Annotated in this window: 7 protein-coding genes; all 7 read right to left on the bottom strand. The window is 37.5% G+C overall.

Annotation, left to right across the window (positions count from 1 at the left end):
- Positions 1-38: 38 nt before the first annotated feature.
- The gene (locus KORDIASMS9_RS07320; RefSeq protein WP_114902219.1) at positions 39-290 is read right to left on the bottom strand and encodes a hypothetical protein; all 252 of its coding nucleotides are present in this window, start codon (positions 288-290) and stop codon (positions 39-41) included.
- A gap of 293 nt (positions 291-583) precedes the next feature.
- Positions 584-1,252 (bottom strand): ThiF family adenylyltransferase, encoded by a 669-nt coding sequence (locus tag KORDIASMS9_RS07315; protein WP_114902218.1) that lies wholly within the window; start codon positions 1,250-1,252, stop codon positions 584-586.
- A complete protein-coding gene (locus KORDIASMS9_RS07310; protein WP_114902217.1) occupies positions 1,252-3,840 on the bottom strand; it encodes a DUF4132 domain-containing protein in 2,589 nt (862 codons plus the stop codon). Before KORDIASMS9_RS07310 ends, KORDIASMS9_RS07315 begins: the two co-directional genes overlap by 1 nt.
- A 9-nt stretch (positions 3,841-3,849) precedes the next feature.
- Complete coding sequence (locus KORDIASMS9_RS07305) at positions 3,850-4,242, bottom strand: hypothetical protein (RefSeq protein ID WP_114905175.1); 393 nt, start codon at positions 4,240-4,242, stop codon at positions 3,850-3,852.
- A gap of 113 nt (positions 4,243-4,355) precedes the next feature.
- Positions 4,356-6,236: an OmpA family protein gene (locus KORDIASMS9_RS07300; protein WP_114902216.1), complete on the bottom strand. Its 1,881-nt coding sequence runs from the start codon at positions 6,234-6,236 to the stop codon at positions 4,356-4,358.
- Between the two features lie 18 nt (positions 6,237-6,254).
- A complete protein-coding gene (locus KORDIASMS9_RS07295) occupies positions 6,255-7,172 on the bottom strand; it encodes a type IX secretion system membrane protein PorP/SprF (RefSeq protein WP_114902215.1) in 918 nt (305 codons plus the stop codon).
- A 51-nt stretch (positions 7,173-7,223) separates the two neighbouring features.
- Positions 7,224-12,896, bottom strand: coding sequence for a fibronectin type III domain-containing protein (locus tag KORDIASMS9_RS07290; protein ID WP_114902214.1), 5,673 nt, complete (start codon positions 12,894-12,896; stop codon positions 7,224-7,226).
- Positions 12,897-12,912: the final 16 nt, after the last annotated feature.

Here is a 12,912-nt window from a genome sequence, read left to right as displayed (position 1 = left end):
TGGTTTTTTGACATTTTGATGTCAATTTTCGTGATCGGTTATTGCTTCCATATAAATTTAAGATTTTCCTTGGTTGCCGTTTTGTAACGGATTCCAATATCAAGAAGCGCTAGAGCAACGATAAGTATCACTTTAGTATATAATACCGATTCTACTTTAAGATGCAACAAATAAGCGCGTTCAAATAGTATTGCATTTCTGTGAGGACTGAAACACGGAAGACCGTCAAAGTAATGTGCATCAGTATGAACTCCAGTTTGTGAAATTGGAATGATATTAATAACTTTCATAATATGGAATGGTTGGTTATTTCAAATATAGAAAGTAGTATTGGTTTTTTTAAGCGTGATACTACGTGATTATTTTTTCGCGAAATAGTATTGCCTATTTTAACGTGAGTTCGACTTAAAAAACCTTTATTTTACTTGTAATTTACTGAAAAATAAACACTTGTCAGTTCGAGCGCAGTCGAGAACAGCTAAGAATTGATATTTTCAAAGGAATCTCGACTACGCTCGATTTGACATTAAGTGTAATGTATTAACAATAATGTACATAGCATAATATTTATATCGAACTCACGTTATTTTAGGTCAAAAACCCGAAATACATTTTTTGAAAGATTGAATACTTGTAGTTTTCCTTGCAATACAGTTGAAGCTTCTTGTAGAATTTTAACAACTTCGTTCACCTGAAAACTTGATGCTATGCTTACAATTTGCGGCATGACGTTGGAGTCGTTGCAATCTTCATTTTGAAACACTTCTTGAGCGTTTGCAAAAGTTTCCGTCAATGATTTTCCTCCATTATAATTGAAGACTGAGATATGTCCTTCCGCAGCTTTTACACCTGTATAAATCATAGGAATTTGCTGTTTGCTGCAATATGCATCTATGACCAAGCGCGCAGCATAATTGTCTGTACAATCAACAATAATAGTTGCTTCTTTGAGCAATTTTTCGCTGTTTTGGGAAGTCAATCGTTCTTTGAAGCTTGTAATTTCTATGGTGTTGTTTCGTGCGTGTAATTGTTCTTTTACCACATCACATTTATAGTTTCCAACCGAAGTAAGATCATATAAAATTTGACGTTGTAGATTGTCTGTTTCTACACGATCATCATCAATAATGGTTAATTTTCCAACACCGAGCAATGTTAACGACAATACTGTTCCGCAACCCAAACCACCACAACCAACTACGGCAATGTGTGTTTGTTTTAATTTCGATTTAAGTGCTTCTTTTTCAATCATTAATTGATTTGACTTAAAATGGTTTTGTCTGTAATTTTATGATCTTCCGCCAATAAAAATGCTTTACTCAAAACTAGAGATAATCCGCGATCGCCTTCAAACGGTAAAAAGATATTTTTCGTCTTTTTATCTTCTCCTCTCGCAGGTACAATACAGAGATATTGATCATTTGGTTCCATTAAAATGTTAGAACTTCCAATGTGAATTTTGTAAGTGCGTTTGGAACCTTTTATGTGTAAAAACTTCCCTTTAATTGTAGCGACTTTGCTAATTTTTAATCGCGGCAGTAGTTTTTCTAAAATTTGCTTTCGGGTTTTTGCTAATTCGGTTAAATCGCCAAAAGAATAGCTGGTCCAATAGTCATGGTATTGTGGCAATCCGCCGTTATCTCGCCATTGCGGATCGTTTCCAACACTACAAACTCCCACAAATAAATCGACATCGCGTACTATTTCAGACAATACCAGCTTTGGAACATCTAACAAATCCATGACTTCTTCATTTTTCATGAATCGTACTTGATCTGTGGCTACATAATTCCATATTCCAGCATCGTTAAATTCCTCTTCCGCATGTAAGGTATTGATCCAAAATTGTGCTTCTATTCCATGTGCTTTTACTTGAATTTTAGCTACATCTCCATCATATCCGCCATCAAACGCCCCCAAAAGTGAATATTTCCATCCGCGAACGCTCGTCAATGCCTTAAATTGGTGCTGTTTTAAGATATGTGCCGCCATTCGATTGCTATATGTTTTTGTATTTATTTCGGCGTCTGTCAATATGTACACTTCTCGATATGCTTGTTTTAGCGGCTGTTTTATTTGAAGTGTTTCTAGTTTTGTTCGCCAAAATAATACACCATCAACAGTTTCGTGAATTGGATGCCATAAACGCACTTCGGTTTCGTCAGTAATCCAATCTAAGTGTTCATTTGCCGCAGTTGTCCATTGCTGATCTATATATAAAGCGGTAATAAATTTTTCTTCTTTTTTGAATTGCCATAAAAGCTTTTTTGCGATAAAACTAACCAATCCATGATTTACATAATGTTTTTCAAAATTTTCATAACTCCAAATACGATCGTCTAAGTATAAACGATCAATTCGATCTCGTTGTGCAGTCAAGTATTTTTTTACCTGGGCTACCTCACTTTTGGCTTTTTTAAGTTTTGCAGCGAGTTTGGAAGAATTTTTCACAAATGCAGGCGTCGTTTTTTGCAATTTTGTATCCGGCTTTCGCCAGATGAGACTCACTTTTCCAAGCTCTTGAATGTGTATTTCTAATGTATAATCGTCAAAAGTGTATGTTTTTGCGCCATTATCTAGTCCAAAATGAGGAATGGAAAGTTCTTCTATTTCTGAAGAAGAAATTCCTAGTTTTATAGAAGCAGCTTCAATGTATTTTTCAATGAGTTTACGTGTATTGTTTTGCTTTATTTTTAGTTTTAAGCGTGATAAATGACTGATTCCTTCAAGTCCTTTGGTATTTCCTAATACATAGATACACGCATTCCCAATTCCAGCCGCAGCTGGTCCAACACTAGGGATTTTTTTATAGCAACGTTCCGCTAGTTTTGCGACCAAGTTTAAGGTTTCCGTATCATGAAATTTTGCCAAACTCCACACCATTCCTTTTAGAAGTACTGTACTTTTTTCATCAAGAAATGTGTAATACGTATGTGTATAGGTTTGTCCTGAATACGTATTATGCACCGTTTTTTCTATTTCTTTGAGTTGTATAATATATGCTAACCACGGATGCACGGTTGCTTTGTATTTGGCAATTCCGATATCATCAATGATTTTACTTGTATTTTTTAAGAAGCGTTGTGAAGGTTTCCCGCTAGAGACTTTGGAAAATAGATGACATAGTTGATAAAAATGATCACGTAGGTTTTCTTCTAATGCAAGAATTTCTGGATTGAACATTTCTCCAAATTGATCTTCTACATGTGTATATGGAAGCGTTTTTCCTGTGGTATTTTGCTCGTCAAAAAGTAGTTTTTTGAGTTTTGCTTCTATCTTATCCAAATCTGATCCCCAATAATTGTTCTTATTTACCATTGCGGGAGACGCTAGAAATTTTTCTATGTACGCTTTCCACTCAAGAGATAGCCCATTTTTCTTTACACTTTTTTCTATTTGTTGAACTGCAAAACCTATAGGCCAATTCCAAAAATGGAGGTATTTTTTTTTAGAAGCTGACGAGCTTTCAAAGAAATCCATCAGTTTGGCAAACTCCGCAGGTTTATATTCAAGATTGCTACGTAGTAATGCCGTTAGTAGGCTATTGCAAATATTTCGTGTGGTACTTTCACTATTTGAAAGTGATTTGATTGTGCTTTTTTTGAGTATCGCAATATTTTTTTCAGCCAAGTATTGCACAAATTCCTTTTTGAAAGTTGCGTCTTTTGCTTTGAGTGCTTTGTACGTTTTTAATTTTGAAAATGCTATTGAATAGGTATATCCTTCTAAGAAAGCTTCTTGCTGAATTTCTTTTAGTTGCGCTCCGTACACTGCATTTTCTGGAGTTTCCGCTTCTTTTTTTGCGGCAAATAATTTTTTTAAACTGTCTGTGAATCCCATATGTTTAGTTTATCCTCCAACGAGTGGCGTCAGTTTTACAAAGCTTACTGTGGTTTTTTTTGTAACTATTACTTCTTGTGTTAAACTTTCTGCTTGCTGATCGTCTACTAAAACGAGATATCCATTTTGCTGGAAAGCATTTAATGCGATAAATGTTTGTTGTTCAGCATCTATTTTTGCGCTCGCTTTTTTGAGTTTGTAACCATTTAATGTTTCTTCGGATGCTGTGGGACGAATAAAACCTTTAAAATAGTCTGGAAGCTTGTTGTTATACGTTTCTACTTCTGAGATAACTCTTGCTTCAATAATATCTTTTACCGTGATAATTTCACTTTCGACAGCAATTTGTATTTGATTCAGAATATCGCCCGTAAGGGATTCATCTTTTATAGTTATTGTCATAGAAATGATTTTTAATAAACTTACTAATTTTGAGGTATACTTGAAAGTGTATTGCATAAAAAAACCTGCAACTACGGATAGTTACAGGTTTTTATGTTATCATATATGTTTAATTAGTCTTTGCTAACGATAATAAATTCAGAACGACGATTTTGTTGGTGTTCTTCATCTGTACATTTGCTTCCACAGTCAATTAAAGGCACTGTTTCTCCTTTTCCTTCACTGCTAAGACGTGATGCATCAATTCCTTTTGAGATGATGTATTGTACTGTTGATTTTGCTCTTCTTTCCGATAGTTTTTGGTTGTATGGAGCAGAACCTCTGATGTCTGTATGTGTTTCCACTTTGATGACCATGTTTGGATATTTTGTCATTACATTGACTACTTTGTCCAATTCAAAAGCTGCATCTTGTCTGATATTGTGCTTATCGAAGTCAAAATAAATTGGATTTAATACAATTACATCTTCAATAATTTCTTCAATTGGTTCCAGCGAAATTTCCACCATTCTTGTTGGATCATCTCCACTGTTAACGTCCACTTGTTGTGAAACATAATCTTGAAGAGAAGCTGACAATACTGAAGACACGTCACATTCTACTTTGAACACTACTTTACCTTCTGCATCTGTAGTTTTGGTACCAACGCTGTTTCCTTTGTCATCAGCCAATACTACTGCGGCACCACTCAACGCCGCACCTGTTTCCTTGTCTGTAATAACCACTACATAATCCACATCACAAATAGGGTTGATGAGGCTTACTTCGTAAATATCGTCACTTCCTTTTCCACCTTCGCGGTTCGAAGCTACAAATCCTTTTTTACCTTCTTCATCAAACGTAAACGAGAAATCATCAGCGTTACTGTTTAGCGGCGTTCCTAAATTACGAACTGCACCAAAAGAATTTCCTTTTACTTTTGAAGCAAATACATCCAATCCTCCGATTCCTAAATGTCCATCAGAAGAAAAGTATAATGTATTATTGCTACTCACGAATGGGAAAAATTCTCTTCCTTCCGTATTGATATCACCTCCTAAGTTTTGTGGCTCTCCGAAAGATCCATCATCATTAATGGAAACTTTGTATAAATCTGATTGTCCTAAGCCTCCTGGCATATCAGATGCAAAATATAATGTTTTCCCATCTGCGCTTACCGCTGGATGTCCTACAGAATATTCATCATTATTGAATGGCACTGGTTGTACGTTGGTCCACGATCCACCAGACATTGTTGCCGTGTAGAGGTTTAATGTTCCTTTACCGTCTTCATTTTTCTTGAACTTACCATCATAGTAATTTTCACGCGTAAAGTACATCTTTTTTCCATCTGGTGAAAAACTTACGGTTCCTTCGTGGAACTTTGTATTGATGTCTTTTGATAAAGCAATCGCGTTAGACAATTCTCCATTTCCATCGTACGAAGCCATGTAAATGTCTAAGAATGGTTGTCCATTCCATCCATATGTTCTTCCTCCATCACGCGTAGACGTGAAGTATACTGTATTTTTTACAGCTAAGGCTCCAAAGTCTGAATTTTGTGTGTTGATTTCTGAATTCTTTACTTCAAATTTTGTGACTTTTGCTAAAATCTGTGGAATGTAATCTGGATTTTTATTAAAGGCAATCGCCCTTTTATCGCTTGGCTTTGCGGCAGCAAACTTCGACATCCACTCGTTGTGTTCTTGATATTTTCCATTTGCTTTCAGCATTTGTGCATATTTGAAATACACTTCTGATTTGGTGTTTCCTTCAGAAATACTTTGTCTGTACCAACGCTCTGCATCTTCTGTTTTAAAAAGATTGTAATAACAGTTGGCCAACTGTTCGTATACATAAACATCTGCTTCTTCAATAGCAATTTCTTGATATTTCTCAGCCGCTTTTACATATTCAAGCCTGTTGTATAGCTTATCTGCTTTTCTAGTTTTATCGTTCTGAGCAAACACATTAGATGTGGCTAGAACTAGAAGTAATATATATAGTTTTTTCATTGTTATTGGCGTATTAGGTTAGAAATATCTTGGCGAACGAGAAATTTTTCTTGGGAAGTATAAATCAAATAGTAAGAATACTTCGTGCGATGCGTTGGCTACAGTAGATATTTCTGAAGTTACGGCATCGTAGGCGTAGCCTATACGTAATCTCGGGTTAATCGCAAAGTTGACCATTCCACTGAAAGAATCATCCAAACGGTACGAGGCTCCAATTTCAAATTTTTCATAAAATAAGGCATTCAAGTTGACGTCAAATGATGTTGGTGCATCAAAAGCTGACTTCACTAAGAATGAAGGCTTTATTTTAGTGTTTGGACTTGCTTGAAATACATACCCTCCCGTAAAGAAATAATGTTGTATTTCAGAACCAAATGCTCTTCCATTGACATCAAGGTGTTCTCCTTCTAAAAAGTTAGGCACCGATAATGCTAAATAGTAGTTGTCTGTATAGTAAAAAAGTCCAGCTCCAATATTAAAAGTTGTTTTATTTACATCGCTTGAAAAGGCTTCATCTCCTTGATCAATAAGTGTTGGATTTACTTCTGACAATAATCCAATATCGTGGAAAGTAAGTCCAGTTTTAATACCAAACGCCAATTTATGAGCGCCTCCCAAGTTTAATGTATATGCAAAGTCAACATAGGTGTTTGTTTCTTTAACAGGTCCAACCTGATCTGAAATTAACGATAAACCTAACCCTACGTTTTTACCGACTGGCGAATGCCCAAAGAACGTAAATGTTCTTGGGGCACCGTCAAATCCGGTCCATTGATTTCTGTATAGTGCACCTAAAGATATTCCTTCTCTAGATCCAGCATATGCTGGATTGATAACTGCCATATTGTACATGTACTGTGTGTACTGCGGATCTTGCTGCGCAAGTGATGGTAGCGAAAAAAGTAATACAAATAGTGCGATATATAAGTTCTTCATGATATGATGTAATATTATATTTTAAGAATTTAGATGTTTAATTATAGAGATCTATTTGTTTAAATAAACCCATCCGTTTTTAGATTCTCCATTTTCTAGTCGCAATACATAAAAATAAGTACCTACTGGTAATTCATCATTATCATTTGTTTGACCTCTCCATTGGTTCGTATAGTTATTCTGTTTGTACACAGAACGACCAAGAGAATTAAATATTTCTAATTCTTGCACCCTAAATGCTCGTAAGTCCCAACTATCATTTCTGTTATCTCCATTAGGTGAAATTCCTTGCGGGAATGAACACATAGCGTTGATTACTGTAAATGTTTGTACACTAGAACAACCGTCTGCAGAAGTAATCGTTACTGTATATTCTCCATCATCTGTTGCAACGAATTGATCGCTGTCATTATCAAATGATGAACCGCCAGACCATTCGTACGTTACCGTTGCTGGATCGTATCCACCATTTAATGGGGTTACGGTAATCACAAATTCACCTTCCATACATTCACCTTCTAATGCAATATTAGCTGGATCTATTTGGAATAATGCGCTTACTTGGAAGTCCGCTGTTGAGTAACATCCTGTAACATCATCTTCAAGACGAACATATACAGTTCCTCCAGGACTTGAATATTGCGTTGGATCCGCAAGCATGTTTGTTCCTGCTTCCGCATCTGCCATGGTTTCATAGTATGAAATTGTAACACCACTTGCTAACGAAGTGACATTGGAATCTTGTTCTGTTAGATCAAAGACAACTACGCCATCATAATCTTCATCACAAGCTTCTAAGGTTACTAAATCTCCAATGACAGGATCTGCCTGTACCGTGACAGTGACATCATCTGTTATCATCACTAGAGAACCATCAGCCAACGCATAGGTAATAGCAGCCGTATATGTAGTGGTTTCTGTTGGTGATACCGTAATGTCAGTATTGTTACTGATCACGTTACCATCTTCATCGAACCACTCAAACGTAAAGTTTGGATTTCCGTCTGGAACAAATCGCCATAATTCTTGATTTGTTACCGTCCAAGGAGAATCACTTGTGTTTCTTCCTGGAGGTGCATATCCAACATCTCCTGCTTCGTTTTGTATTCCGGCGCAAGCTCTTCCACCATTCCAAGTATTACAAGTAGGCTTATCTAATATTAATACATCTACTACATTTGAAGATTCATATAAAATAACCTGATGTGTACTTAACAATGTGGTACATGAGAATAATGGTACCTCAAAGAATGTAACTTTAAATTGTCTTTCTGGTGCTGTCCCTACCGTAGTATATTCAATTTGCCCACCAATACCTGGATGAATATCGTGGTATGGTGAAAATACGGCAGCTCTGTGTATTCCTCCACCCTGTACCAAAGCAGGATTTGGGATATCTTCAGAAAAAGACCAGTCATTGAATCCATTTGCTAAAGTAACATCAAAAGCAACAATTCCGTTTCCTCCTATTACTACTTGCGAATAGTTTTGTCCGAAAAATTGGAAATCAAACCCTAAGTCGATCACTTCAGACCATCTATCATCCGCAGTAATACTTGTTGGATCTCCAGTTAAATTATCTGGTGGACAATCTAAGTCACTTATGGTGTATGAACTTGTATTTGATGTTATGGAACTTGCCATAAACGTTGCTGATAAGTCAGTTGATGTCATATCACATGTCTGCAATTGATCATATCCTGCATTAATAATGCTACACTCTTGATCTGGACAGAATGCTTGTGTTATTGGTAAACTTGTCAATCCACAACTATTGTCATCATCATGAACTACGAAGAATCCAACATTAGTTCCGTTGGCATAGGGTCCAAAAGTGTATATTCCTGGTGCCGTAGCTACTTGAGAAGGATTACCAAAATCATCCGTAATTGTTACAGAACCAGCATCTCCTAAATCTGTAATTTCTACATCAACTAGGAATTGATCACCTGTAATACAATCGTCAACAACACTAAATGTTGCTGATGGATCAAAACATGTTAAACATTCCACGGTCCATTGCCATGTTGTAAATGCACCAGAAGTACAACTGACAATACCATCACTATTGATCACTATTAAGATATTTCCTAAAGTAGATTCAAAAGTTAAACCTGTAAGGTCTCCTCCATTATCTCCATCAAATAAAACAGGACTAGTTAAAGGATCTGAACCGTCATAGACAGTTATAGAGTCAAAACCAGCTTCTATAGTACCGAAATCGAAAGTTATTCGTATTGGGAATCCTGTATCAGAAGTAAATAAGAATGTAGTTTCTTCATCGTTATCGTAACAGTAATTAACCGTAATTGGTCCATCAGCACATACTAAATTGACTACTTGATTTGGATCAAGTCGTGTGGAAAAACTTTCCTCAATACAGCCTACAGCTGGACCATTGGTGTTTAGTGGTGTTACTGTTACATAATATGTAGTTTCATACAATAAATCTCCTAATGCGAGATTTGTAACATTACCTACGTTTCCTGAGAAAACATCTGTTCCTCCAGGAGTAGTTCCAACAGTTACATTATAATCTGTTACAATACCTACTGCAGGTGCCCAAGATATGTTACCTCCAATAATTTCGACATCTGTAGCTCCATTTAAAGGTGAGGTTAAAGAAGTACATGATGGTGGTATCGTGGTATCAATACATGCTTCCACTCGTAAAAAGTCTATGGATAAATCTCCTTCAAATCCTGTTCCAGCACCTCCATAACTTAATTCTATATAAATAACTTGACCTAGATATGCACTTAAATCTACACCTATTGGAGTCCAAGCATCTGTATCATCTGTTTGCAACTCTCCTGTCCAAGTAAATTCTGTTGTAAATGGACCTGTTGGACTTGTACCAACATTTACATTTAAGGTTCCTATATCTGCACCAAACGCATGAAGGTAGAATGACAATTCTACATCATCAAGTACCGTAGTTAAATTTATTGGTGGACTTATTGCAGATGCAATGCCTGATGAGTTTCCAGATGCTTCATATTCTAAATGTGTTGCACCATTGAAAGATGCAGAAGGACCTGTTCCTCCAGAGTTTGCGGCTCCAGGAGTAATGTCCCAGTTTCCATTGGAACCATCAAAACCTGTTCCTGTCCAACCTGCTGGTGGATTTGATTCAAAATCTTCTATAAAGACAAAACCAGCCGCGCCACCTGCACTACAACTCACTCCAGTTGGAGCTGATGGTTGCGTAAAGAAGTTCACTGGACCTGTCCATGTGCTAAAAACTCCTCCGCCACAGTCTGCTCGAACATATACTTCGTATGCGGTGGTAGAAGTTAAACCTGTTGCTGTGTATGGAGCATTTACAGTTACTGGCGTTCCTGAACCTGTTGGAATCCCTGTTCCTGCTGGTTGTACTACAACTTCCCAAGCTGTTTCACCGTTGTTTGGTATCCAGCTAAGATCAGCAGTGGTGTCCGTTACATTGGCAACCGCTAATGAACTTGGTGCAATACAGAAAGAACCACATGTTTCCACACGCATAAAGTCTATAGATAAATCTCCTTCAAATCCTGTTCCTGCACCTCCATAACTTAATTCTATATATATAACTTGTCCTAAATATGCACTTAAATCAATTCCAATTGGAACCCAAGCGTCTGTATCGGCTGTTTGCAATTCTCCTATCCAAGCATATTCATTGGTAAATGGTCCTGTTGGACTTGTACCAACATTTACATTTAAAGTTCCTACATCTGCTCCAAAAGCATGAAGATAAAATGATAATTCTGCCCCATCAGTTGCTGTAGATAAATCTATTGCTGGAGTTATTGCAGATGCAATTGCCGATGAGTTTCCTGATGCTTCATATTCTAAGTGATTTCCACCACTGAAAGATACGGATGGTCCTGTTCCACCAGAGTTTCCTCCTCCAGCAGTAATATCCCAATTTCCGTTAGAACCGTCAAATCCTGTTCCTGTCCAACCTGATGGTGGATCGTCTTCAAAGTCTTCTGAAAAAATAAAAGTAGAAGTTCCTGAAGCACATGTTACCCCAACCGGAGCTGGTGGAGGCAAGTTATCTGTTGTGAATGTGAATGGTCCAGCCCAAATGCTAAATCCATTAGGTCCACAATCTGCTCGCACGTATACTTCATATGTTGTAGAACCGTTTAAACCTGTAGCCATGTACGGAGCATTTGTAGTTACTGCCGTTCCTGCACCTGTTGGTTCACCTGTTCCTACGGGTTGTATTGCTATTTCCCATGCTGTTTCTCCATTGTTGGCATCCCAGCTTATGTCTGCTGATGTTGTTGTGATGTTTGCAGCAGAAATATTACTTGGAGCAATACAGAAAGAGCCACATGTTTCAACACGCATAAAATCTATGGATAAATCTCCTTCAAATCCTGCACCTGTTCCTCCATAGCTAAATTCTATATAAATAACTTGTCCTAAGTATGCAGTTAAATCAATTCCTACGGGAACCCATGCGTCTGTATCTGCAGTTTGTATATCTCCTGACCATGTTAATTCTGTATTGAAAGGACCTGTTGCACTTGTTCCTACATTTACATTCAAGGTTCCTATATCATCTCCAAATGCATGAAGGAAAAAAGTTAATTCTGCGGCATCAGTCGCCGTAGATAAATCTATTGCTGGACTTATTGCAGATGCAATCGTCGATGAATTTCCTGATGCTTCATATTCTAAGTGATTTCCTCCATTGAAAGAAGCCGATGGTCCTGTTCCTCCAGAGTTTGCTCCTCCGGCAGTAATGTCCCAATTTCCATTAGAACCGTCAAAACCTGTTCCTGTCCAACCTGCTGGTGGATCAACTTCAAAATCTTCTGTAAATAAGAACGTTGAAGATCCTGAAGGACATGTTACACCTACTGGAGCTGGCGGAGGTAAGTTTAATGTTGTAAAGTTAATTGGTCCTACCCAGTTACTAAATCCGTCTACGCCACAATCTGCGCGCACATATACTTCATACGCAGTAGCAGGCATTAATCCTGTGGCCAAATATGGAGCATTGGTCGTCACAGCAGTTCCTGCACCTGTAGGAACACCTGTTCCTGCTGGTTGAATAGCAACTTCCCATGCTGTTTCTCCATTATTCGCATCCCAGCTAACATCTATTGATGTTGCGCCTACATTAGCCACTGCTAAATTGGAAACGTCTATACAAGAAGGCGGAGTCGCAGAGGTGATTGTTGGCGCATCGAAGCAAAAGCCCCATTGCCAACCACCATTATCATTATAAGATAAACGATAACGGAATCCTGTTTGTTGTGTAGCGGTAAATCCTGAGACATTTAAAGGGTCACTTGTAAAAGAATCTCTTCCTCCAGTACAAAAGTCTCCGAAAGGTTGATCGGCAGTTGCACCAAATTCTTGCCATACAACCCAAGCGGCTGCATCAGCATCCCAATATTCTAAATTTAATGTAGCTCCTAGCTGATTGAATGTGTAATCAACATCTACAATTAGCCAAGTTTCTCCTGCTGTAAATGCAGCAGAAACATCTATAACAGGCGATTCAGCAGCAATGTCATCTGCACTCGTACTACCTGCATCATCATCGTCATAAGCAAAGTTTGCTGACAATGTTGGATCGGCTTCAAAAACGCCTGGATCAGCATTATATGTTCCAGTGACCGACCAGTTGGTATTCGGCCAACCAGCAGCCTGATTTAGTACTTGAGAATATGCAAACGTACTGAACAACGCTAGCATACATAACAAGGTAAATTTTTTCATAAAAAAGTTGGTTAAT

The organism is Kordia sp. SMS9, assembly GCF_003352465.1.
GTDB lineage: Bacteria > Bacteroidota > Bacteroidia > Flavobacteriales > Flavobacteriaceae > Kordia.
Note: the sequence above shows the minus strand (reverse complement) of the source record. Positions and strands in the feature narration are given on the sequence as shown.

Coding starts and splice junctions, on each gene's coding strand:
- KORDIASMS9_RS07300 (WP_114902216.1), bottom strand. CDS start 6,236: ATGAAAAAACTATATATATTACTTCTAGTTCTAGCCACATCTAATGTG.
- KORDIASMS9_RS07295 (WP_114902215.1), bottom strand. CDS start 7,172: ATGAAGAACTTATATATCGCACTATTTGTATTACTTTTTTCGCTACCA.
- KORDIASMS9_RS07315 (WP_114902218.1), bottom strand. CDS start 1,252: ATGATTGAAAAAGAAGCACTTAAATCGAAATTAAAACAAACACACATT.
- KORDIASMS9_RS07320 (WP_114902219.1), bottom strand. CDS start 290: ATGAAAGTTATTAATATCATTCCAATTTCACAAACTGGAGTTCATACT.
- KORDIASMS9_RS07310 (WP_114902217.1), bottom strand. CDS start 3,840: ATGGGATTCACAGACAGTTTAAAAAAATTATTTGCCGCAAAAAAAGAA.
- KORDIASMS9_RS07290 (WP_114902214.1), bottom strand. CDS start 12,896: ATGAAAAAATTTACCTTGTTATGTATGCTAGCGTTGTTCAGTACGTTT.
- KORDIASMS9_RS07305 (WP_114905175.1), bottom strand. CDS start 4,242: ATGACAATAACTATAAAAGATGAATCCCTTACGGGCGATATTCTGAAT.